We start from the raw sequence: 24,008 nt of genomic DNA, 5'->3' as shown, positions 1-24,008 counted from the left end.
GCAGGTTGGCGATCATCACCATGCAGATCACGCCGATCACCAGCTGACCCCAGCGGTATCCATCGGATACTCGCCCACTCGTTGTTTCCGCCCTCGTCATTGTCGTCCTCCGCGTTGTTCTGTTTTGCTTCACTCGAGGCGTAGGAGCCGGTTGCCCGGCTTTCGGTCTTGGCGAATGCCGACCCTTGGCGTCGTCAGCATTCTGGTATGTGGAATACCAGCCTCTCTCGTACGTATGAGCCCGTCAAGACCGAGTTGCAGAAAAATCGTCGCCGCAATGCAGCAAACAGGGATTAAACTCAAGATCTCGTACAGGCGATGAAGAATCTGTCTGAGCTATGCGAAAACAACATCTCGCGGACGCAAATACGGGTCTGCCATGCCCCTAAGTGCATATTGTTGCATAGGCGCAAATTTGCCGTGGAAACGAGGGGTACACCCCTCAACCACCGGATTTTTGCTGATAAATCTGAAATCTGTACGCGATGGCTTTGCGCATGCCTTCGGGAACAGGCAATGCCATACCGGCCACGCAGTGACCGAGCCAAGCCGACGAGGACTTACATAGCCTACCCGCCTCGCCCTCGTCCGGCACCATAGTGCTCTTTCATTCATTGACAACCGGTATTTTGCATACCAGGGTCTGAACTCAGGAAGCGATCCGGAAGGGGCGACGTCATGCCGGCGAGGCAGCAGACGGGCACTGTGGCAAGTCGCCTAAACTATATCCGAATGGATCGCTCGGTTCGCGATGCATTGAACATGTTGCAGAATCCCGGGGTCGACGCTCTCGTCGTCATCGACGGTGTCCCTCTCACGGACGGTGCTATCGTCGGCATCATTACCGAGCGCGAGATCTTCCGTGCCATGGCATCGCGTGGCCTCGAAGTGCTCGACAGCCTTGTCTGGATGTGGGCGAAGGAAGATTTCGCGTCTGTCGACGTCAGCACGTCAAATGCCGACCGGCTTAAACTGTTCTGCGCTTATCAGACCGACCATATCGCAGTGACCGATGGTCTCGTCCTGACGTCGATCCAGAGCATTTGGAGCTGCGTCGACGCGATGTCTGATAGGAGTACCTCGGCTCACTCGTGATGCTCGACCAGGCATTCGGGGTGTTACAATCGAATGTAACGTCAGGTCGTCCAGAGGTTGCCGAGAGATTAAATGATGCGCAATCGATCTCGATCCTTCGTTGTTGCGCTGCGACGCACTCTCACCGCAGGCGCAGGATAAGATAACCCGCTTCTGATCATTGACCTCCATCGTTTTTGCATTCAAAATTTCGACACGATACCCTAGTGTTTCGGCCTTATCGAAAGGTTCGATTCAAGCCGGGGATCGAGGCAAGGAGACGCTACGGGGCAGCGATCGTCGGTGAACGCCGACCGCTCGCATCTCGTGGCCAACAGGGTTAGCAGCAATGCGTTACTTGGCCATTCTTGAATGCCCGGTCATCTTCAGCGGCGAATCCCCCAACGGGATGACCAGCATGGACATGTGTCCCTCGGCCGGGATTACGCGTGGACTGATCAGCCGCCATGTCAAAGTCATCGATTCAAGGGTGATCGCTGTCTGCATCTGGCAGAGCGAGTTCTGCGCCAAGCTCTACTTCAACGCGGAATGGTACGAGAAGGCCGAGGCACTCTGGGGTGACCGCTATCAGTTGCGGCTCGAGGCCATCGATGAGGAAGCGGTCGCCTGAGGCGTTCGAGGTCGCCGCCGCGATGCATGGCCGCCCTGGAATTCACTGACTCTTGGAGGGGCCGGCCATGTCCATCATGGTGCCCCCGGCTACCGGCCAAGCTGATTTGCCTCCGCGCCCGGAGTTCGGCCCCTGGAATCCGGGGTTGGAATCGACGTTGCCCCGGGCGTTTCTGTCTCTTGAGACACTCTTCAGGCCGGACAACGTAGAAACCAGCCTCGACGATGCCCGCGAGATGAGTGACGTCAGTGGTCTGCCACTGACGCAGCTCGTGCTCTTCCGTGCTCAGCGTCTCGTGGTGCACGAAGTGCTTATCCGCGTCATGGCCGATCTGTCGGTACCGGTCGGGCGCACTTATGGCGATCTCGGCGTCAACTTTCGGGCCATCGTCAGCACGATCCTGGACACCGGGATTGCGTCCCACGCGAATGAGATCGCTGACCTGCTCGTTCAGATCCGGAGCGACGCCGCGCTCGTGCTTCAACGCGAACTGTCCGAGATGTTCACCCCGAAGGTTGTCGGAGAACCGGCCCGCGGACAACCCTCCCTCTGGCAGCTGATCCTTGGCTCTCCCGAACCGGCCAGGCGGCAAAGGGAGCACGGTACGCCAGAGCAATGGGCCCTCCACCATCTCGACGCGTGGTACGCGCGTTGCGCCACACCATCAGACTCCCTCGAAATGGCGGTTTGCGTCGCCCTGCGACAGGTGATGACAAGCATCATCCGGCGTCGCGGCTTCCTGATCCGCGACACCGCGCTTCTCCACCGTCTCGTCTGCATCCTGGTCTCGAACCAGTATGGTAGCAGCCGGATCGGCCAGCTCATTGAACCATGGTTCCGCGAGGTCGTCGCACGGGAAGGCTACCGCTCATTGAGAGCCCAGACGCAACCGGTGGTGATGAACGTCAAAGGTGCATCAGCTTCCGGCAAAAGCACGATCCGGCCATATCAGCGTGCGCTCGCTGGGCAAGTCGGCCTCGACGAGTCGGATTTTGCTGTCATCACACCCGACGTCTGGCGCAAATTCCTGCTCGATTACGACAGTCTCGGTGCGGCCCGCCGCTATGCCGGTACGCTGACAGGACGCGAGGTCGAGATCATCGATCGCAAGCTCGACCGTCACATGGCGGTGAAGGCTGCGGAGGGGCGCATCTCACATCTTCTGATCGACCGGTTCCGGTTCGACAGTTTCACCGTCGATCCCGGAGCAGAGGATGGCAGCCAACTCCTGACCCGCTTCGGCCATTGCGTCTACATGCAGTTCATGATCACGCCGCCGGAGGCAACCGTCGAGCGGGCGTGGAAACGCGGCGAACAATTCGGCCGTTACAAAGCTGTCGAAGATCTGCTCGCACACAACGTCGAAGCCTATACCGGCATGCCACGGCTCTTTTTCACCTGGGCACTCAGGTCGGACAAGCGGGTCCATTTCGAATTTCTGGACAATAGCGTACCGGAAGGTGAACGTCCCCGAACCGTTGCCTTCGGCATCAACGGCACGATGAATATCCTCGACCTGAAATTTCTCTTCGACATCGATAGGTACCGCAAAATCGATATCTCCGCGCGGTCCGCGCAGGAGGTCTATGCCGCTGCCGGTTCGATGGCGCCTTCGGACAACATGAGCTTTCTGCGCGATTGTATCCGCCGGATGACCACGATCTGTTTTGCGGATTTCGGGACGGGACACGTCTATGCCAAGCTTCACCAGGGGCGCCTGACCCATCTCGCCGCGGATATCGCGGAGCGGGCGGTCGAGAACGCGGAATTAAAGGCGACTCTCGGAGCGATAGGCGTATCGGGAGTTTCACCTCCCATGCCCGAACCCTGCGAGATCCTTCGTCGGGAAGAGGCTCAGACATTGGGACGCTGGGGTGACGCATTCTAGGCTCTTATGGTCCTGAACGCGTATGCAACGCGTGCGATGGATGCGGCCAAGGCCCAAGCAATGCGGTGAATATAAAGTCCGCTGGGCCAGGTCCACCTGGACGGGTTGGCGGAATGAACTCAGCGTCTGCCCGAGGCCCCGACCCGCTCCGATATGCGCTAGCGACATGAGTGGTCGAAGGAATGTGGTATATCAGTTTGCGGTGCAGCATGGCATCAGGGTGATGCAATGTCCTCCGGGAGCCCGCCATGTTCGCCACTCTCTTCGCCGCCGTGATCGTCATGATCGCGCTTCAGGTCCTTCTCGTAGTGAAGGCCGCCGACCTCCTCTCGGCGCGCGCAGACAAGAGCCGCGTCGAAAACCGCGATTACGTTCCAGGCTCGGCAGGTCGCTTCACCGGTATCGCCTAAGGGATCGTCTTCGCCTGAAAGAGCGCGGCATCGAGCCTATCCGGCCGACACCGCGCTGAGTCAGGAGGAGCTTCACGTCATGCGCGCAAGCCGAGATGTTGAGACAGGCGGCCCGCGCTTCGTTCAGGGACAGATCATTCGGCTGCAATCCTCTGGATGGCGCCGATCGCCCCTGATTCCGAGATCTTGAGGCGGTCGCTCTCGGAATAACCGAGGACATCTCGCAGGATCTCGTCCGTATGCTCGCCCAACAGGGGCGAGCGCTTGACCTCGACCTGGCTCGCCGAAAGCCGGATCGGGTTTCCCACGGTCAAGTACTTGCCGCGCTCCGGATGGTCGACTTCGACCACCGTGCCGGATTTCCTCAGCGATTCGTCCTCGGCGATCTCCTTCATCGAAAGGATTGGACCGCAGGGGACGTGAAGCGCGTTGAGCGTTTCCATCGCCTCGAACTTGGTCTTCGACATCGTCCAGGCTTCGACCCGGGTGAAAATCTCATTCAGATGCGGCAGCCGCGCTTTCGGCGTCGCGTAATCGGGATGCGTCTTCCATGTCGGCTCGCCGATGACATCGCAGATCGGCTCCCAGACCGCGCCTTGCGCGATGAAGTAGATGTAGGCGTTGGGATCGGTCTCCCAGCCCTTGCACTTCAGGATGCGGCCCGGCTGGCCACCGCCGGAATCGTTACCGGCACGCGGCACCGAATCGCCGAAACCGATCCCCTCCCCGTACTGGCTGTATTCCTTGAGAGGTCCGCGCTCCAGCCGCTGCTGATCGCGCAACTTCACCCGGCATAGGTTCAGGACGCCGTCCTGCATGGCGCAATCGACCTTCTGGCCGACGCCGGAATGCGTCCGTTGGTAGAGCGCGGTGACGATGCCAAGGGCGAGATGGAGGCCGGTACCGGAATCACCGATCTGAGCGCCTGACACCATCGGGATATCGGTACGGAACCCAGTGGTGGAGGCCGCACCTCCTACGCATTGGGCGACGTTCTCGTAGACTTTGCAATTCTCATAGGCGCCCGGCCCGAAGCCCTTCACCGAAGCGAGGATCATGCGCGGGTTAGCTTCATGAATCGCCTCCCAGGTCAGTCCCATCCGGGCAAGCGCGCCGGGAGCGAAATTCTCCACGAGAACGTCACACTCCTTCACCAACCGCCACATCACCTCGATCCCCTTGGGGTTCTTGGTGTCGAGCGTGATGGAACGCTTATTGTGGTTCAGCATCGTGAAATAGAGGCTGTCCACATCGGGAATGTCTTGGAGCTGTTGGCGTGTGGCATCGCCGACGCCCGGACGCTCGACCTTGATCACGTCCGCGCCGAACCAAGCCAGGAGCTGGGTACAGGTCGGGCCGGACTGGACATGAGTGAAGTCGAGGATCTTCACGCCTTCGAGGGCATTCATAGGACTCTTCCGCGTTGAAGGGCGTTCGGCGGATATGGGCGCCGGCCGCCCCGGCGTCGCTGACGCTGGAGCGGCCGGACGGACCGACGGCCTACTTCTTCTTTTTGACTGCGCTCTGCGGGTTGAGGCTGCCGATATTGCCGCTTTCGGTGCCGGCCTCCGGGTCGATCACCGCGTTGATGAGGGTCGGGCGGCCCGAGTCCATCGCGGCGTTTACGGCCTGGGAGAGTTCATCCGGCGTCGTCGCGTTGACGCCAACACCGCCGAAGGCTTCCATCATCTTGTCGTAACGGGAATCCCGGACGAAAACGGTCGTTCCTGGATCGCGGCCGGTCGGATCCGTATCGGTGCCGCGGTAGATGCCGTTGTTGTTGAACACGACGATGCAGACCGGCAGGTTGTAGCGGCAGATCGTCTCCACCTCCATGCCGGAGAAGCCGAAGGCGCTGTCGCCCTCCACCGCGAGGACGGGCTTACCGGTCTCGACAGCGGCGGCGATGGCGAAGCCCATGCCGATGCCCATGATGCCCCAGGTGCCGACATCGAGGCGCTTGCGCGGCTGATACATGTCGATGATGCCACGGGCGAGATCGAGGGTGTTGGCCCCCTCGTTGACGAGGATGGCGTCCGGACGTTCGGCGATGATGGTCTTCAGCGCGCCGAGTGCGCCGTGGAAATCCATCGGCGTCGAATTCTTGCGGAGCTTCGACGCCATCTTGGCGAGGTTCTCTTCCTTCTTGGCAGAGATGGCATCGGTCCAGGATGCCGGCGGGGCCTGCCAATCGCCCTTCATCCCGTCGAGAAGCGCGGTGACACAGGAGCCGATATCGCCGACGACGGGCGCCACGATCTCGACATTGGAGTCCATCTCTTTCGGCTCGATGTCGATCTGGATGAACTTCTTCGAGCCGGGGGCGCCCCAGGTCTTGCCCTTGCCGTGGGAGAGCAGCCAGTTGAGGCGCGCGCCCACCAGCAGTACGACATCGGCCTCCTTGAGGACGAGCGAACGGGCAGCACCCGCCGATTGCGGATGGGTGTCGGGCAGGAGGCCCTTGGCCATGCTCATGGGCACGTAGGGGATGCCGCTTGTTTCCACGAGAGCCCGAACCTCGTCGTCGGCCTGCGCATAGGCCGCGCCCTTGCCGAGCACGATGAGGGGGCGTTTGGCGCTCTTCAGGACATCGAGTGCGCGCTTGATCGCGGAGGGGGCCGGCAGTTGGGCCGGAGCGGCATCAATTACCTTGACCAGCGATTTGGTGCCGGCATCGGCCTCCATCACCTGAGAGAAAAGCTTGGCAGGTAGATCGAGATAGACGCCGCCGGGGCGGCCCGAAACGGCGGCCCGGATGGCCCGTGCGACGGCAATGCCGATGTCGGCGGCGTGAAGAACGCGGAAGGCGGCCTTGCACAGGGGCTTGGCGATGGCGAGCTGGTCCATCTCCTCGTAATCGCCCTGTTGGAGATCGACGATCTCGCGCTCCGACGAGCCGGAGATAAGGATCATCGGGAAGCAGTTAGTCGTGGCGTTGGCCAAGGCCGTGAGGCCGTTGAGGAAGCCAGGCGCGGAAACCGTGAGGCAGATGCCGGGCTTCTTCGTCAGGAAGCCCGCGATGGCGGCGGCGTTGCCGGCATGCTGCTCATGGCGAAAGGAGATGACCCGCATTCCTGCGGCCTGGGCGAGGCGACCGAGATCGGTGATCGGAATGCCGGGCACGCCGTAGATCGTGTTGATGTCATTGAGCTTCAGCGCGTCGATGACGAGGTGGAAGCCATCGGTGAGTTCCGGCTCGGCCGAAACGTCGACATCGATTCTCTGGGCCAAAGCTGACATCGTGTTCTCTCCCTGGTTCTTTGACGTTTTATTTTGATTGGCGGTCCGCAAAGTCGGCGAACCGATGACGTGAACTTTTCCGCTGCGGGATTTGGTTCTCTCGTGCAGCGCAAACCCGATTGTGATGCGGCTTCGGAGACCGCGGGATTCCTCGACGTTAGATCGACGTCCTGGCAGTGACTTTGGAGTTGGCGTTGCAGTGAAGTCGGCCAGCGTGACGTTTCATCCTCCCTCGACGGGGCGTGGATTTTCTTCAACGGGAATCCAAAAATTTATGATCTCTTTGGGTATTCCGCGCAGCTTAATCTTTGCGGTGACTTGGCGGAGTCGATGGTGGACACAACCAAATCACCATGTTTTATAATGCCTCCCGCCAGTCGAGCGGCGTTCGCCGGCTGGCGATCCCGCGCCTGCCTCGAACAGAGAAGACGCTTTGACCCGATCTAGCAGTCAAAAACTGCTGTAAGCCCTCCGACCCGGTAGGCAATTGGTGGCATACCAAATACCAACTGTCAAACGGAATTGCACGATTGTGCCGATCAGCATCGGATCACTGGAACGCGAGGCTTCGCATGGCCGGTCGACACAGGAAGAATACAACTCCTTCCTTCATGGTAATCGGAAGTCTGCTCTTCGAACCGTAGCGAGGAAAGCGCCGCTCAGCTTATGTTAAGAGCTTTGAGCGGGCCGAGGCATTCCTTGTATTTCAAACGCGAGTTTGGCATGCTTCACACCAAGTGTGCTCGCCCGCGTGTGCGAGTTTAAATTATTCTAGGTGGCATGAAAAATGGTTAAAACCGACACATTTCAAGTAAAGCCTATCGTTGCGACTTCAAGCTTGCGTGCATTGGCTTATGACGCGCTCAAAGAAGCAATCACGAACATGAACATTTATAATCAGCGTGAAGAGGTTCGCCTGGATGAGCGAAAGTTGTCCTTGAACCTTGGCGTGAGCCGCACCCCTGTGCGCGAAGCGCTGACGGTATTGGAGCAGGAAGGCTTCGTGCGGTTCGAGGCCCGTCGCGGTGTCTTCGTCATCAAGAAGTCGAAGAAAGAAATTGTCAGCATGATCCAGGCCTGGTCTGCCTTGGAGAGCATGGCTGCGCGCCTCGCCTGCGAGCGGGCCACCGACGAACAACTTCACTGCCTGCGCGAGCACTTTCCAGAATTCTATGAAGGACGCCCGTCGGATCATCTCGACGAGTATTCGGAAGCCAACATTCGCTTCCACCAGAAGATCATTTCGCTCGGCCAGTGCGACGTGATCAAAGACATCACCAGCAACCTGCTGATGCATGTCCGCGGTATTCGCAACACCGCGCTGCGTCAGGGGGAACGCGCGGCCAACTCGATCAAGGAACACGTGGCGATCATCAAGGCATTGGAAGCGCGCGATGCAGATCTGGCGGAACGCCTCGTGCGCGAGCACGGCCTCGGCCTCGCCAGCCATGTTGAGAAATATGGTGACTATCTCGACTGATCGACGCTGCCCCCAGAGTACCCGCCATATCGCATGGCTCCCCGGCCGTCGGTGACCGACTAAGTCATCGGCGGGGACTGGGCGCGCGGCTCCGCCGGACACCGCGAAGGCCCGCCATACAGGGGCGGGGTAAGCCCCCGCGGCACGAAGCCCCTTCGGATGATTGAAGGGCCCTGCGGGTAATACCGGCGGACGCCAAGCCGGCCCGCGGTAAGGCCGCTTGAGCGGAACATTGCACCTCAGGAACAAACTCTACCACCGGGTTAACGGAACCCTTGCAGAACACTTGCGGAACGTCTACCGTGTTCGTGTTTTGTTTCAGCGGCGTTAGTCGCGGCCATTGGCTTCAGTGGAAGAGTGATCTGTATGTTGACGCGTAAGCAGCTGGATCTTCTCCAATTCATCCAACAACGGATGCAGGAGAGTGGCGTCCCGCCCTCCTTCGACGAGATGAAGGACGCCCTCGATCTCAAATCGAAGTCGGGGATCCACCGGTTGATCACGGCCCTCGAAGAGCGCGGATTTCTGCGTCGTTTGCCGAATCGCGCCAGGGCGATCGAAGTGATCCGGATGCCTGAGAGCCTGACCGGTGCACCGGCGTCGAAGCCCGCTCCCGCCGGTGAAGTTCGCCGCTTCACGCCGAGCGTCGTCGAAGGCGGTCGGTCCAAGGCGATGCCGTCCCTGCGCCAGCCAACGACCCAGGCCCAGGACGAGAGCGGAAGGTCGATCACGATCCCGGTCATGGGACGGATCGCGGCCGGCACGCCGATCTCCGCCATACAGAACCAGAGCCATTCCGTGACGCTATCACCGGACTTCCTGGCCGGCGGCGAACATTACGCTCTGGAGGTCCGTGGCGATTCGATGATCGAAGCAGGTATCCTCGACGGTGATCTTGTCGTGATCAAGAAGCAGGACACTGCGAATACCGGCGACATCATCGTTGCCCTCATCGACGATGAAGAGGCCACATTGAAGCGCCTGCGTCGCCGCGGTTCCTCCATCGCTCTGGAGGCGGCAAACCCAGCCTACGAGACAAGGGTTCTGGGTCCGGATCGTGTTCAGATCCAGGGGCGGCTCGTCAGCCTGGTCCGTCGTTACTGAAGCCCGTCCGACTGCGTTTCGGATGACGGATCGCCGTCGTCGCCCTCGGGTTCTATGGGTTTCGCACTCGGTCCCGATTCCTTCGGAGGCGAAGGGGACGGCGTGACGACGGCGACCGCCCGCCGCCATGGCGGACGAGAATGAGGTTGGTGGGCGGACGTGACCTGCGGTCCTTCGGGGCCGAAACGGATGGCGGTGGCGCCGCGTAGTGCCAGGTATGCGCGATCGATGACGAAGCCGGCCCGGCAGTCTTTGGGTGCGTCACGGCGGGCGATGATCACACTCGCCCGTTCGCAATCCTCCGCGAAGGCCCGCTTGTCCTTGACCAGGGCGACGATCCGACCCGGCCCTAACTCGACGACGCATCCGACGGTATCGCATCGGCTTCTCGGCGAGGCTGCGACGGCGGCGACCTTCCGCGAATCGCCATCCGCCTTGAGCCATTGTTCGAGGACGAAGGCCGGCGGGCTGCCGAGAATGCTCAATCGCCCGTCCCCGTCGCGGAAGGCTGCACCGCCACCCTCACGGTCGATGTAGACGTCGTAACGCGGCGGCATGGTAGCGAGCACGACACCGAGAGCGGCCGGAGCAAGGCCGATCCAGCGTAAGCTCGAGACGGGAAGTGTCAGCAGGAGCAAGGCGAGAGCAAGCAGGCAGAGTGCCGTGCTGCCATAGGCCGGGACGACGAGGGTGGCGTGTCCGAACCCGCTGATCCAGCCGGAGATCGTGAGCATCCCGCGTACGGCGAGCCCCATCGCCCACCAGACCGGCTGGTCCAGTGCGAAGGGATAGGCGAGGATCCCGAGGACCGCCGCCGGCATCACCGCCAGGGAGACGAGGGGCAAGGTCAGGGCATTGCCGACGATGCCGAAGGGCTGGACGGTCTGGAAATGATAGGTCGCGAAGGGCGCCGTGGCGATCTGGGCGATCAATGTCGTCGCCAGGGTGCCAAGGACCGCGACAGCCAGAAACCGCCAGGTTCGGGCCAAGAGGCCCGCACCTTCGCGTGGCGGCATCCAGCGATTGAGCGCACCGGCGCAAGCGATGAGGCCGGCTACCGCGCCGAAGGACATCTGAAAGCTCGGGCCGAGAATCCCGTCCGGCTCTCGCGCGAGGGCGATGAGGGCAGCGAGCGCGAGGTTCCGCATGCTCAAAGCCGGGCGATCCACCAGGATCGCGCCGAGCATCACCAACGTCATGATGAGCGAGCGTTCGGCAGCGATATCCCAGCCCGAGAAAACGCAATAGGCCGTGACACCCACCATGGCGAAACCGGCGGCGATCTTCTTGATCGGCCAAACCAGGGCGAGCCCCGGAACGAGGGCGAGCAGCGCGCGGACGAGCCAGAACACGACGCCGGCTGCGAGCACCATGTGGAGGCCGGAAATCGAGACGACGTGGTAGATTCCCGCCGCACGCAGAACCTCGTTGGTCTCTGCATTGATGAGGCCGCGCTTACCCGTTACCAGGGCGGCGGCCACCGCGCCGGCCTGCCCGCCATTGGCGTCGGTGATGCGCCGGGTCAGCGCGTTGCGGGCGTCGTCTACGGCGGCTGCCAGTGCTACGGAGCGGGGCAAAGGCCTGGGCGGAGGCTTGACGTCGATCTTGCCTACCAGGGAACCGACGGCACCGATCCCGCGAAAATAGGCATCCCGGGCGAAATCATATCCGCCGGGGCGGGCCGCGTCGGGCGGCGGCAGGAGCCGTGCCGTCGCCGAAATGAAATCGCCCGGCTTCAGCGCGAGGGCCTTCTTGTAGGAAACGCGGACCCGCGTGGGCCGGCGATCCGGCGGGAGGTTGCCGAAACTCTCCACGAGAACGATCAGGCGGGCGCCGACTTCCCGTTCGTCGAGGGCTTCGACCAATCCGGTGAGCGGGGCAATCGTCGTCCGGGCCAGGACGGGTGCCGCTACGACCTGCATCCGCAAGGTGGCGGCTGCGAAGCCCAGGAAGGCTGCGGCAAGTCCGAGAACCAATGCCAAGGCCACGGGCCTCGAACCGAGGCGAAGTGCGAGGGCAGAGAGTGCGGACGCGACGAGGAGGGGTGCTGCCAGAGCCGGCTGACCATCCGTGGCGGTGAAACAGACGAGGATGCCAAAACCGAACGTGACGGCAAGCCAGGGAAACAGGCGCCTCTGTTCGGATTCTTGAACCAGCCCGTCGACGATCCAGCGTCTAATCGCGCCGATCAGGATCGCGGGTGAGCGTGACGAGGCCGAGGTGGCACCCGTCGCACCCGCGGCTCGCGCATTGGCCTGCGCCATCTCCCGCTGCGTCTCTCCTCACGGCTCGCGAAGCACGAGAGATGCCGCCCGCGCGAAATCGTCCCCGTTTCGCGACTCGGCGCCACGCTTTCTTAACGTCATCGAAAACGCATGCTACATGCGCCGATCCGGGCCGGTCGATCCGCCCTCTCACTTCACGCACAAGTTTAGCCGCCCGATGTCGTCACCCGTCGTTACGCGCTTTGCCCCCTCCCCTACGGGGTACCTGCATATCGGGGGAGCGCGCACGGCGCTCTTCAACTGGCTCTATGCCCGTCATTTCGGCGGCAGGATGCTGTTGCGCATCGAGGATACCGATCGGGAGCGCTCCACCCAGGGCGCCATCGATGCGATTCTCGACGGGCTCCGCTGGCTCGGCCTCGATTGGGATGGGGACGTCGTCTACCAGTTCGCCCGCGCCGCGCGGCACCGTGAGGTAGCGGAAAGCCTGCTCGCTTCGGGCAACGCCTATCATTGCTACGCGACGCCGGACGAACTCACCGCCATGCGCGAAGCCGCGCGGGCCGAGGGACGTCCCATGCGCTATGACGGGCGTTGGCGCGACCGCGATCCTTCGGAGGCACCGGCGGGCGTGAAGCCGGTCATCCGCCTGCGCGCCCCATCCGAGGGCGAGACGGTGGTGGAGGATCAGGTTCAGGGCCGGGTGACCTGGGCCAACAAGGATCTCGACGACCTCGTCCTGCTCCGCTCTGACGGCAATCCGACCTACATGCTCGCGGTCGTCGTCGACGATCACGACATGGGCGTCACCCATGTGATCCGTGGCGACGACCACCTTACGAACGCCGCACGGCAGGGCCAGATCTATGATGCGCTCGGTTGGTCCGCGCCCATCATGGCCCATATCCCGCTCATCCACGGTGCTGACGGCGCCAAGCTTTCGAAGCGCCACGGCGCGCTCGGGGTCGATGCTTATCGCGACCTCGGCTACCTGCCCGCCGCCTTGCGCAACTACCTCGTCCGCCTCGGCTGGAGCCATGGCGACCAGGAGGTGTTCTCGACGGAGGAGATGATCGCTGCCTTCGATCTCAAGACGATCGGACGCTCCGCTGCCCGTTTCGACTTCGCCAAGCTCGAGAACCTCAATGGGCTCTACATCCGCGGCGCGGAGGATGCCGTACTGATCGATGCGATCGAGACGATCCTGCCGGCCCTCGCCGCCGATCGCGGTTTGCCCACGACCCTATCCCCCGAGCTTCGTGACAAGCTGCGGGCGGCGATGCCCGGCCTGAAGGAACGCGCCAAGACCCTGGTCGAGCTTCTCGACAGCGCCTATTACCTCACCGCCTCCCGGCCGCTCAATCTCGATGACAAAGCGAAGACGCTGCTGAGCGAAGAGGCCCGCCAGCGCCTCGCCGCGATCCTGCCGGCTCTCGGCGACCTTCCGGAATGGAACGCGGCCTCCACGGAAGGCGCCGTGCGCCGGTTCGCGGAGGAGAACGCACTCAAACTCGGCCTGATCGCGCAGCCCCTGCGGGCCGCGCTGACCGGGCGCGCGACCTCACCCCCGGTTTTCGACGTAATGGCCGTACTCGGACGGGATGAATGTCTGGGCCGCTTGGCCGATCAGGCGGCGTCCGCCTGATCGCATGCATCGAACCGGTGACAGATCGGCCCGGTTTTCGCTTCAGGGATAGCGTGGAGAGGGGGATCGGTTGAAGGCGGTGGGCCGATCCGCTAACCCGATAGATGTGTGAGCACTTGCAGCATAGGTCTGCCCGTGCGCTCCGGGCCGAAGTGGTGGGTGTCGCCATGCGGACCGGCGCTCCCCTCTGCCAAGGTCTGCCTTCTGCCAAGAAAGGGTCCACGTCTCCATGAGCGCCTCCAGCACGATCTCCGTGGGCGACAACCAAGTCGAGCTTCCGATCAAGACCGGTACGATCGGACCTGACGTCATCGACATCGGCAAGCTTCACGCCAAGACCGGCATGTTCACCTTCGATCCGGGATTTACTTCCACCGCGTCCTGCGAATCGAAGATCACCTATATCGACGGCGATGCCGGGGTGCTCCTCTATCGCGGCTACCCGATCGAGCAGATCGCCGAACAGGGCGACTTCCTCGAGACGTGCTATCTGATGCTGTTCGGCGAATTGCCGACGCCCGCCCAGAAGGCGGATTTCGACTACCGGGTCACGCGCCACACCATGGTGCATGACCAGATGAACCGCTTCTTCCAGGGGTTCCGCCGCGACGCCCACCCGATGGCGATCATGGTGGCCTGCGTTGGCGCGCTCTCGGCCTTCTATCACGACTCGACCGACATCTCGGACGACAAGCAGCGGATGATCGCCAGCTTGCGCATGATCGCCAAGATGCCGACGCTCGCAGCGATGGCCTACAAGTATTCCATCGGTCAGCCGTTCGTCTATCCGAAGAACGACCTCGATTATACCTCGAACTTCCTGCGGATGTGCTTCGCGGTGCCGTGCGAAGAGTTCGTCGTCAACCCGATCTATGCGCGCGCGCTGGACCGGATCTTCATCCTCCACGCCGATCACGAGCAGAACGCCTCGACCTCCACCGTTCGTCTGGCCGGTTCCTCGGGCGCCAACCCCTTCGCCTGTATCGCCGCCGGCATCGCTTGCCTGTGGGGCCCCGCGCATGGCGGCGCCAACGAAGCAGCGCTCAAGATGCTGGAAGAGATCGGAACGCCCGACAACGTCGCGAAATACGTCGCCAAGGCCAAGGACAAGAACGACCCGTTCCGGCTGATGGGCTTCGGTCACCGCGTCTACAAGAACTACGATCCGCGCGCCCGCATCATGCAGAAGACCACGCATGAGGTGCTCAGCCAGCTCGGCATCAAGGACGATCCGCTTCTCGAAGTCGCTGTGCAGCTCGAGCAGATCGCCCTGAAGGACGAGTACTTCATCGAGAAGAAGCTCTACCCGAACATCGATTTCTATTCCGGCATCACCCTCAAGGCGATGGGATTCCCGACCTCGATGTTCACGGTGCTCTTCGCCCTGGCCCGCACCACCGGGTGGATCGCTCAGTGGGCCGAAATGATCGAGGACCCCTCGCAGAAGATCGGCCGTCCGCGCCAGCTCTATATCGGACCGGACAAGCGCGAATACGTGCCCATCGGCCAGCGCGGCTGATACTTTCGTTCAGGCCGTCCGCCGTATTCGACCTCGCTTTCGAAGCGAACGTCACGGAGGGTCAAGATCTCGTGGGTAGAGGAATGAATGAAGGTGGGGTGGCCGACAGGCTGCCCCGCCTTTTTTGTGCCCCTCTTCGCGTCGTGGGTCGCAGGAGAAGCGAGGAGTGATCGATTTTCGATCGATCCGATCAGGCAAACAAAAAGGCCGCCCTCTCGGGCGGCCTTTCTCGTCTCGGAGATGATCCGGTGGGATCAGCGCGAATAGAACTCGATCACGAGGTTCGGTTCCATCTGGACCGGGTAGGGAACCTCGGTGAGGCTCGGCACGCGGGTGACGCGAGCCGTCATCTTGGAGTGATCCACCTCGATGTAGTCCGGCACGTCACGCTCGGCGAGCTGCGAAGCCACGACGACGATCTCGAGCTGCTTCGAGGAATCCTTCACCTCGATCACGTCGCCCGGCTTCACGAGGAAGCTGGCGATGTTCACGCGACGGCCATTCACCTTGACGTGGCCGTGGTTCACGAACTGACGGGCAGCGAACGGGGTCGGTACGAACTTGGCGCGGTACACGACCGCGTCGAGGCGACGCTCCAGCAGACCGATCAGGTTCTCGCTCGAATCGCCGCGCAGGCGGATCGCCTCGGCGTAGTAACGGCGGAACTGCTTCTCGGTGATGTTGGCGTAGTAGCCCTTGAGCTTCTGCTTGGCGCGCAGTTGCGTGCCGAAGTCGGACATCTTGCCCTTGCGGCGCTGGCCATGCTGGCCGGGGCCGTATTCGCGGCGATTGACGGGGCTCTTCGGGCGGCCCCAGATGTTCTGGCCCATACGGCGATCGAGCTTGTGCTTCGCCTGAATACGTTTTGACATCGCGGTTCCTCTCAGCGAGTGAGATTGGTCGAGGAACGCGCCCTCCTCTTTCCGAAGCGGCCCGGGGCCGAAGCGGAACGACAGAGCGGACATTGCCGCTCACGGGTGCGCTTGAAAAAGCTGCGGGGCCCCTCTCGGAGCCCCGTAACTCTGCGCTGCATAAGCGAGAGATGCCCAAGGGTCAATGCCGAGGCGGCAACACATCTATTGCAAGGCGAGCGGCATCATCTCCACGGCGACATCGCCGACACCTCTTGCGTCGAGAGAGCGACGCAAGGAAGCCGTGACGCCCGCACCGCTGGTGAAGGCCGTGAGTCCCGGGGGGATGTCGTCCAGGGGCTTACGACGGGATGGACCGAGAAGCTGTGTCACCCGGCGGGCGATGGCCGGCGCCGGGTCGATCCAGCTCACTTCCCATGGGGCAAGGCGCTGGAACCGCGCGAGCAGCAGCGGATAATGGGTGCAGGCGAGGCAGACCACATCCGTGCGCCGACCATCCTCTCCCTCGACGAAGCAGGGTGCGATTTCGGCGGCGAGCAGCGCATCGTCGACAGGATGACCCGCAAGTTCGGCCTCGGCATAGGCCGCTAGATTCGGCGATCCGACGAGCGTGACCACGCAATCGCCCGCATAGGTCTCGATCAGGTCGTGGGTGTAGGGCCGCGCAACCGTCCCCGGCGTCGCCAGAAGAGTGATCCTGCGTGAACGCGTCGCTTCCGCCGCTGGCTTGATCGGTGGCACGACGCCCACGAAGGGGGTGGAGAAACCTGCCCGGAGAGCGGGAAGCACGAGGGTCGATGCGGTGTTGCAGGCGATGACGATGAGGTCGGGCGCGTGGCGCGCGATCAGTCGTTCCATCACCGTCGCGACGCGGGCGACGAGGATGGTCTCGGAGAGGCGGCCATAGGGAAAAGCCGCATCGTCCGCCGCATAGACGTAACGCGCGTCGGGGCGGGCCCGCCGCACCTGTTCGAGAACCGTCAGCCCCCCGAGCCCCGAATCGAAGACGAGGATCGTCGGGGTCGGCCGGATTTCGGCAACCAGGGCCGCTGTCATCGCTCCCGCCATCAGATCGATCCGCATACGAGCCTTGCCTGGACACAGTGCGTGGATGGCAGAGTGTCGGGCGACAGGGTTAAGGCCGTGTCACTGCGGCATGAAAAAGGCCCGGCATTTTCAGCGCTTGTGCGCCGCGGCGATGGGCGCAGACGAAGGGCCGTTGCCGAATAGCAGCGGAGCCATATTTCCGCATCATGGATGCGAGTGGAGTGATCGACATGGCAGCGACAGCGGCAATTCGCGAGACCTCGCACCATCAGGCGGACGGCGCAGCATTCCCGCCGCCTAACGTATCGGCGCGACCGGTAGATCGCGCAGCCTGGATCAGAGCCTTCCGCGCGGTACGCGACGAAACGGAGCGCCGCGCCGCGCCGCTCTCGCCGGAGGACCAGCAGATTCAGTCCATGGCGGATGCCAGTCCGACGAAATGGCATCGGGCCCATACCACGTGGTTCTTCGAGCAATTTCTCCTGCGTGATCACGTCCCCGGCTACCGCATCTATGACGAGCGGCTGCACTACCTGTTCAATTCCTATTACGTCGCGGCCGGCCCCCGGCAGCCGCGAATCATGCGCGGCCTCATCACCCGCCCGACCGCCGACGAAGTCGCCGGGTACCGTGCCCATGTGGACCGGGCAGTGGAAAGCCTCCTATCGGATGCTACCGACGCGACCCTGGAGACCGTGTTGCCGATCCTCGAAATCGGCCTCTATCATGAGCAGCAGCACCAGGAATTGCTGCTCACGGACATTCTCCATGCCTTCGCGCAGAACCCGCTGAGCCCCGTCTACGATGCCGGATGGCGATTTCCCCGTCCGGTATCGCGCGGCGGAGCCGCCGAACTGCGGGGTGGGGTGGCGAAGATCGGGCATGAGGGCGAAGGCTTTTCGTTCGACAACGAGTCGCCGCGACATGAGACTCTGATCCTGCCGTGCCGGATCGACAAAGGCCTCGTCACCAATGCGCAATGGCTTGCCTTCATCGAAGACGGCGGCTACGCGCGTCCTGAACTCTGGCTCTCGGATGGCTGGCTCGCGGTGCAGGCGGAGGGCTGGGAGGCCCCTGGTTACTGGCAGCGCAACGATGCAAGGCAATGGTCGAGCATGACCTTTGCCGGGCAGGCAGGCATCGACCCAGCCTTGCCTGTCACCCATGTGAGCTATTTCGAGGCGGATGCCTTCGCTCGATGGGCGGGGCGCCACCTGCCGACCGAATTCGAATGGGAGATCGCCGCCAAGGAGGGCCTTCTCGACGACGCTTTCGGCCTCGTCTGGCAATGGACCCGCTCGGCCTATTTGTCCTACCCGGGCTACAGGCCGGTGTCCGGTGCGCTCGGCGAATACAACGGCAAGTTCATGTCGAACCAGTTCGTTCTGCGCGGTTCCTCGGTGGCGACATCGGGAGGACATGCCCGCATCGGCTATCGCAACTTCTTCTATCCCCACCAGCGCTGGCAATTCACGGGACTGCGGCTGTCGAACTATCGCGACTGAGCGTCGTTTCCCACACCCGCGTAACCCAGCGTCCTTTGGCGTCCTTCGGAGACTTGCCCGTGACCATCAATCCCGTCTTCACGGACGCCACACCCCTGTCCGCCGTCAGCTCGGAAGAACAATTCCGCGATGACGTCCTGGTCGGACTCACGGCGGCGCAGAAATTCATTCCGGCGAAGTATTTCTACGACGAGGTCGGCTCGGATTTGTTCGAGGCGATCACCCGCCAGCCGGAATATTACCCGACCCGAACCGAGATCGGTATTCTGGATGAATCGGGGGCGGACATCGCCTCGCTTCTTCCCCCGCGCGCGAACCTCGTGGAATTCGGTAGCGGCTCGACGGTGAAGGTTCGGCGTCTTCTCGTCCATCTGACTGATCTGGCGGCCTACGTGCCGGTGGACGTTTCCGAGAGCTTCCTGAGGAGCGAGGCCGAGACTCTGTCTCGCGATTTCCCTCGGCTGTCGATCCAACCGGTGGCTGCGGATTTCACTCGGCCCTTCACTCTCCCCGACGGGCTTTCCAACAGCGCCGTGGCGGGGTTCTTTCCGGGCTCGACAATCGGAAATTTCGAGCCGCCCCAGGCGGCCCATCTCCTCGCCCATTTCGGGAGGGTTCTAGGTCGCGGGGCATCTCTCGTCGTCGGCGTCGATCTCGTGAAAGACAAGTCCGCGCTGGACGCGGCCTATGACGATGCGGCGGGAGTGACGGCGCGGTTCAACATCAACTTGCTGCATCGAATCAATCGCGAACTCGGCGCCGACTTCGACCCGTCAGCCTTCGCCCACCGGGCCTACTTCGCCCCGGAGGCTTCGCGGATCGAGATGCATCTCGTCAGCCTGCGCGCCCAGCAGGTATCACTCGCGGGCCGCCGGTTCAGCTTCTCGGAGGGAGAAACGATCCATACCGAGAACAGCTACAAGTACACGGTCGACGGCTTCCGCGACCTCGCCAGCCAAGCCGGATGGAACGTGGCCAAGAGCTGGACCGACGGCGAGCGCCTGTTCTCGGTCCATGCCCTGACACGCGGATAAGGATCAGGCTTTTTTCTCGAGCATCTGCTTGACCTGCATCAGCTGGTCCCAGACGGTCCCCGGGGTGGTGCCGAGCACGTCGAAACCGGCGCTGATGCCCCAATAGATCCCGTAGCAGATGATCGGAACGAGGATCCAACCCAGGATTTCCTCGCCGCGGCGACGGCGCATGCGCCGGCGTCGACGCTCTTCTCGGCGGGTCAGTTTCTGCGGGCGGGCCGCGACATGCGTGCCTTGGCTGGAGAGTGGCGTCAGGGGGCCCTCTTGCAGATCGCTCATGGATACTCCCCTGTTGTCGCGAGTGGCTATGACGATCACAGGCTCGATGCTCCTGGCGACGATCTGAAGCGTCGCCGGACACCTGAACCTGTCATGTCGCTCGGCGAGCCCCCTCGCAGGATTCACGACCCGACGGGCGCCTATGCACCCATTCGAACGCGGTTGCTAACGACCGATCATGCCCATGTCGACCACGGGACCGACGTTTTCGTGGCACGATACGAAGTCTCGATCACCCAACCCCGTGGGGCAGGCCCATTTGTGCACGGCATAACGCAGAAGGGGCGCATCTTCCGTTGAGGAAGACGCGCCCCTTTTGACCGATGCCTCGTGCGATCAGGCTCGAACGAGAGGAACCTTAGGAACGGTGCGGACACCGCCCGAACCGCCGGAACCGCCCTTGTCGTCCTTCTTCGCCTCGTCCTTCTTCCGCGGAGCAGCCTTCGCCCGGCTACGCTTGCGCTTGCTGCCACCGGCGTCGGTGACGTCCTTTTCCGGCTTGGGCGTCACCGGGCCGGCCGGGAACTCGAAGGCCAGTGCATCTTTCTGCGCCAGCGCCTCGCCGTCCTCGGCTTTCTTCAACACCACCCTGACCGCGCCGCCATCCTTGAGACGTCCGAAAAGCACCTCGTCGGCGAGTGGAGTCTTGATCGTGGTCTGGATCAGGCGTGCCATTGGCCGCGCGCCCATCGCCTCGTCGTAGCCATTCTCGGTCAGCCACTCGCGTGCTTCGTCGGACAGCTCGATCGTGACGTTGCGATCGGCGAGCTGGGCCTCGAGCTGAAGCACGAACTTGTCGACGACTTTGGCCACCACGTCCTTCGGCAGATGTCCGAAGGAGATGATCGAGTCGAGGCGATTCCGGAATTCGGGCGCGAAGAGCTTGTTGATCGCCTCCACGTCGTCTCCCGTGCGCTTGGTCTGAGTGAAGCCATAGGCGGACTTCGCCATGTCAGACGCACCCGCATTCGTCGTCATGATGATGATGACATTGCGGAAATCGACCTGCTTGCCGTTGTGATCGGTGAGCTTGCCGTGATCCATCACCTGCAACAGGATGTTGAACAGGTCGGGATGAGCCTTCTCGATTTCGTCCAGCAGCAGCACGCAATGCGGATGCTGGTCGATCCCGTCCGTGAGCAGCCCGCCCTGGTCGAAGCCGACATAGCCGGGCGGTGCGCCGATCAGGCGGCTCACCGTATGCCGCTCCATGTACTCCGACATGTCGAAGCGGATCATCTCGATGCCGAGCGATGAGGCCAGCTGCTTGGCCGCCTCCGTCTTGCCGACGCCGGTCGGGCCGGCAAACAGGTAGGAACCGATCGGCTTGTCGGGGTCACGCAGACCGGCACGGGCCAGCTTGATCGCCGAAGTCAGCGCCTCGATGGCATTCGACTGGCCGTAGACGACGCGCTTCAGGTTCTCGGTGAGGTTCTTCAGAACCACGGCGTCGTCCTTGGAGACGGTCTTTGCCGGGATGCGAGCCATCGTGGCGATGGTCGCCTCGATCTCCTTGACGCCTATGGTCCGCTTGCGGCGGGCTTCCGGCACCAGCATCTGCGAGGCGCCGGTCTCGTCGATCACGTCGATCGCCTTGTCCGGCAGCTTACGGTCGTTGATGTAGCGCGCCGACAGTTCCACGGCGGCCTTCACGGCCTCGGTCGTGTACTTGAGCTTGTGGAACTCCTCGAAATAGGGCTTGAGCCCCTTCACGATCTCGATAGCGTCCGGGATCGACGGCTCGTTGACGTCGATCTTCTGGAACCGGCGCACCAGGGCACGGTCCTTCTCGAAGTACTGGCGATACTCCTTGTAGGTGGTCGAGCCGATGCACCGAAGCGAGCCGTTGGCCAGAGCCGGCTTGAGGAGGTTCGACGCGTCCATCGCGCCGCCGGACGTCGCACCGGCTCCGATGACCGTATGGATTTCATCGATGAACAGCACCGCGTTCGGATGCGCCTCGATTTCCTTCATCACCTGCTTGAGGCGCTCCTCGAAGTCGCCGCGATAGCGCGTGCCGGCGAGCAACGTCCCCATGTCGAGGGAGAACACCGTCGCATCGATGAGAACTTCCGGGACTTCCTTGTTGATGATTTTGCGCGCCAATCCCTCGGCGATGGCAGTCTTGCCCACGCCCGGGTCGCCCACGAGCAGAGGATTGTTCTTCTGCCGGCGGCAAAGGATCTGGATGGTACGCTGGACCTCGCTCTCACGTCCGATCAGCGGATCGATCCGACCATCCCGGGCCTTCTTGTTGAGGTTGACGCAATAGGCATCCAGCGCGTCCCCCTTCTTCTTCGTGCGGTTCTCGGCCTCGTCGCCGCTCGGGCGCTCGGACGAGGGCTCCTCTTCCGCACCGCGAACCGGCTTCGCCTCCGAAGCGCCCGGGCGCTTGGCGATGCCGTGGCTGATGTAATTGACCGCGTCGTAGCGGGTCATGTCCTGCTCCTGCAGGAAATAGGCGGCATGGCTTTCGCGCTCGGCGAAGATCGCTACGAGCACGTTGGCCCCTGTCACCTCTTCCCGGCCGGATGATTGCACATGGATGACCGCCCGCTGGATGACCCGCTGGAAGCCCGCCGTCGGCTTGGCATCCTGCCGACCATCCCCGATCAGGTTGGCGAGTTCGGTATCCACATACTCGACCAGGCTGCGTTTCAGCGTGTCGACCTCGACGTTACAGGCGCGCATGACGGCTGCGGCATCCTGGTCGTCCACCAGGGCGAGGAGCAGGTGCTCCAGCGTCGCGTATTCGTGCCGGCGCTCGCCGGCGAGCGCCAGGGCGCGGTGGAGAGCTTGTTCTAGGCTGCGAGAGAAGCTGGGCAAAAGCGGGTCCTCGTGTGGGGTGCCTATTTTTTTTCCATGACGCACTGGAGAGGATGTTGGTGTTTACGCGCGAAGTCCATGACCTGCGTCACCTTGGTCTCCGCCACTTCGTACGTAAAGATCCCGCACTCGCCGACGCCGTTCTGATGCACGTGCATCATGATCTGGTAGGCATCGGCCTGTGATTTATTGAAGAACTTCTCGACCACGTGCACGACGAATTCCATCGGCGTGTAATCGTCGTTGAGCAGGAGGACGCGGTACAGGCTCGGCCGCTTGGTCTTGGGCTTGGTCCGCGTGATGATCGCAGTCCCCGAGCGACCGTCGTCGGTGCCACCCGGTCCGAGGGGATCAGCGGCGCGCGGCACCGTGGGACCGACAGAATTCGCGCCATCACGTCCGATGGTCGCGGCGAAACTGCCGTGATCCATGACGGAAGAGACCAGACAACGCATCGGGTCGTCGAACATCGGAATAGCATCGACCCCATTTGTGGCAGCGGAGTCCGGACGCGGATATGTAAGAACCGACCGGCTTCCCGACTGCACGCTGGCGCGGCGCACCTGCTTCTCGTCCAATCTATAGGCCGTTTCCCGACTTCGCCAGTCGCCTGCGCGCACTTGTCCGGTCACTCGACGCCACGGATGCCTACCGCCGGGCGAACATCGCCCAGGCCCGGCGCCGGAAGGTGCCGTGGCGCACGAAAAAGGGCGACCGAGCCGTCGCTCGATCGCCCTTCGGAATAGCTTTTTCGGTCTCTCGGGCGCTGGCGCCGGGGGAGCTCAGTTGGTGGCGGGAAGCTTGATCTTCGTCAGGCCCTCGAGCGGCTTGCCGATTTCCTTAGCGAGTTCGGCATACAGGCCGCCGACCAGCTTCGCTTGAGCGACCATACGCTCGTAGGACGCCTTCATGAACTCGGCCTGGATTTCCATGGCGCTCTGAGGGGTCTTCGCCTCGGCCAGCTTCTTCATGGTGGCGGTGCCATGCTCGAACGACTGCTTGGTGTAATCCGCCATCTCGGTTCCGACGGTCTGGTTCGTCCGCGCCACCAGCGAGACGTTCTTCATCACCGAGTCGATGCCGGATTTGTCGAAAGCGGGGATCTTGTCGAAAAGCTGACTGGTCATGGGATGCGAGATACCCTTTCGGGCATTCCTCTAGGGCCGGATGTCGACAAGGCCGGTTCCCCGACCCGCGGAAGCGACCAATGCCGTCTCTATGTGCGATGC

General features: G+C 62.5%; 19 protein-coding genes. 10 read left to right on the top strand and 9 right to left on the bottom strand.

Annotated elements, in window-relative coordinates:
- The first annotated feature begins 678 nt into the window (after window positions 1–678).
- The 4 genes from RQI43_RS10720 (at window position 679) to RQI43_RS10705 (ending at window position 4,003) form a co-directional block, all read left to right on the top strand.
- Window positions 679–1,095 carry a CBS domain-containing protein gene (locus tag RQI43_RS10720; RefSeq protein ID WP_311275129.1) on the top strand — a complete coding sequence of 139 codons (417 nt, stop codon included), beginning with the start codon at window positions 679–681 and terminating at the stop codon, window positions 1,093–1,095.
- A gap of 469 nt (window positions 1,096–1,564) precedes the next feature.
- The gene (locus tag RQI43_RS10715) at window positions 1,565–1,705 is read left to right on the top strand and encodes a hypothetical protein (RefSeq protein ID WP_246748011.1); all 141 of its coding nucleotides are present in this window, start codon (window positions 1,565–1,567) and stop codon (window positions 1,703–1,705) included.
- A gap of 67 nt (window positions 1,706–1,772) precedes the next feature.
- Window positions 1,773–3,593, top strand: a complete 1,821-nt coding sequence (locus RQI43_RS10710; protein WP_405030594.1) for a hypothetical protein — start codon at window positions 1,773–1,775, stop codon at window positions 3,591–3,593.
- 248 nt (window positions 3,594–3,841) lie between these two features.
- Window positions 3,842–4,003: a hypothetical protein gene (locus tag RQI43_RS10705; RefSeq protein WP_200919169.1), complete on the top strand. Its 162-nt coding sequence runs from the start codon at window positions 3,842–3,844 to the stop codon at window positions 4,001–4,003.
- 134 nt (window positions 4,004–4,137) lie between these two features.
- Here RQI43_RS10705 and frc read toward each other — a convergent pair whose 3' ends face one another.
- Together frc and oxc are read right to left on the bottom strand one after the other, a co-directional pair.
- Window positions 4,138–5,412 carry a formyl-CoA transferase gene (frc, locus tag RQI43_RS10700; RefSeq protein ID WP_056430911.1) on the bottom strand — a complete coding sequence of 425 codons (1,275 nt, stop codon included), beginning with the start codon at window positions 5,410–5,412 and terminating at the stop codon, window positions 4,138–4,140.
- Between the two features lie 91 nt (window positions 5,413–5,503).
- Window positions 5,504–7,243: an oxalyl-CoA decarboxylase gene (gene oxc / locus RQI43_RS10695; RefSeq protein WP_056430915.1), complete on the bottom strand. Its 1,740-nt coding sequence runs from the start codon at window positions 7,241–7,243 to the stop codon at window positions 5,504–5,506.
- Between the two features lie 787 nt (window positions 7,244–8,030).
- Between oxc and RQI43_RS10690 the strand changes: the two genes are divergently transcribed.
- Together RQI43_RS10690 and lexA are read left to right on the top strand one after the other, a co-directional pair.
- Window positions 8,031–8,723, top strand: coding sequence for a GntR family transcriptional regulator (locus RQI43_RS10690; protein ID WP_056430919.1), 693 nt, complete (start codon window positions 8,031–8,033; stop codon window positions 8,721–8,723).
- 366 nt (window positions 8,724–9,089) lie between these two features.
- Entirely contained in the window at window positions 9,090–9,827 is a 738-nt protein-coding gene (lexA, locus tag RQI43_RS10685; RefSeq protein WP_311275128.1) for a transcriptional repressor LexA, read from the top strand.
- Here the strand turns inward: lexA and RQI43_RS10680 are convergent.
- The gene (locus RQI43_RS10680; RefSeq protein ID WP_311275127.1) at window positions 9,821–12,091 is read right to left on the bottom strand and encodes a ComEC/Rec2 family competence protein; all 2,271 of its coding nucleotides are present in this window, start codon (window positions 12,089–12,091) and stop codon (window positions 9,821–9,823) included. The genes lexA and RQI43_RS10680 overlap by 7 nt on opposite strands.
- A gap of 178 nt (window positions 12,092–12,269) precedes the next feature.
- On the opposite strand from RQI43_RS10680, the gene gltX reads away from it, so the two are divergent.
- Window positions 12,270–13,697: a glutamate--tRNA ligase gene (gene gltX / locus RQI43_RS10675; protein WP_311275126.1), complete on the top strand. Its 1,428-nt coding sequence runs from the start codon at window positions 12,270–12,272 to the stop codon at window positions 13,695–13,697.
- Between the two features lie 229 nt (window positions 13,698–13,926).
- Window positions 13,927–15,216 carry a citrate synthase gene (gene gltA, locus RQI43_RS10670; protein ID WP_056430927.1) on the top strand — a complete coding sequence of 430 codons (1,290 nt, stop codon included), beginning with the start codon at window positions 13,927–13,929 and terminating at the stop codon, window positions 15,214–15,216.
- Between the two features lie 254 nt (window positions 15,217–15,470).
- Here gltA and rpsD read toward each other — a convergent pair whose 3' ends face one another.
- Entirely contained in the window at window positions 15,471–16,088 is a 618-nt protein-coding gene (gene rpsD, locus RQI43_RS10665; RefSeq protein ID WP_056430930.1) for a 30S ribosomal protein S4, read from the bottom strand.
- A 204-nt stretch (window positions 16,089–16,292) separates the two neighbouring features.
- Complete coding sequence (gene murI / locus RQI43_RS10660; protein ID WP_311275125.1) at window positions 16,293–17,171, bottom strand: glutamate racemase; 879 nt, start codon at window positions 17,169–17,171, stop codon at window positions 16,293–16,295.
- 194 nt (window positions 17,172–17,365) lie between these two features.
- Here murI and egtB point away from each other — a divergent pair, with 194 nt between their 5' ends.
- Together egtB and egtD are read left to right on the top strand one after the other, a co-directional pair.
- Window positions 17,366–18,640, top strand: coding sequence for an ergothioneine biosynthesis protein EgtB (egtB, locus tag RQI43_RS10655; protein WP_311275124.1), 1,275 nt, complete (start codon window positions 17,366–17,368; stop codon window positions 18,638–18,640).
- Window positions 18,641–18,699: 59 nt separating this feature from the next.
- Window positions 18,700–19,674 carry an L-histidine N(alpha)-methyltransferase gene (gene egtD, locus RQI43_RS10650; protein WP_311275123.1) on the top strand — a complete coding sequence of 325 codons (975 nt, stop codon included), beginning with the start codon at window positions 18,700–18,702 and terminating at the stop codon, window positions 19,672–19,674.
- Between the two features lie 3 nt (window positions 19,675–19,677).
- On the opposite strand, the gene RQI43_RS10645 is transcribed toward egtD, so the two are convergent.
- The 4 genes from RQI43_RS10645 to RQI43_RS10630 form a co-directional block, all read right to left on the bottom strand.
- Window positions 19,678–19,953, bottom strand: a complete 276-nt coding sequence (locus tag RQI43_RS10645; RefSeq protein ID WP_056430939.1) for a hypothetical protein — start codon at window positions 19,951–19,953, stop codon at window positions 19,678–19,680.
- Between the two features lie 336 nt (window positions 19,954–20,289).
- Window positions 20,290–22,779 (bottom strand): ATP-dependent Clp protease ATP-binding subunit ClpA, encoded by a 2,490-nt coding sequence (gene clpA / locus RQI43_RS10640; protein WP_056430942.1) that lies wholly within the window; start codon window positions 22,777–22,779, stop codon window positions 20,290–20,292.
- 23 nt (window positions 22,780–22,802) lie between these two features.
- Window positions 22,803–23,249, bottom strand: a complete 447-nt coding sequence (gene clpS / locus RQI43_RS10635) for an ATP-dependent Clp protease adapter ClpS (RefSeq protein ID WP_311275141.1) — start codon at window positions 23,247–23,249, stop codon at window positions 22,803–22,805.
- A 312-nt stretch (window positions 23,250–23,561) separates the two neighbouring features.
- Entirely contained in the window at window positions 23,562–23,906 is a 345-nt protein-coding gene (locus tag RQI43_RS10630) for a phasin family protein (protein WP_056430945.1), read from the bottom strand.
- Window positions 23,907–24,008 lie beyond the last annotated feature (102 nt).

Source organism: Methylobacterium sp. WCS2018Hpa-22, assembly GCF_031843785.1.
Taxonomy (GTDB): Bacteria; Pseudomonadota; Alphaproteobacteria; order Rhizobiales; family Beijerinckiaceae; genus Methylobacterium.
Note: the sequence above shows the minus strand (reverse complement) of the source record. Positions and strands in the feature narration are given on the sequence as shown.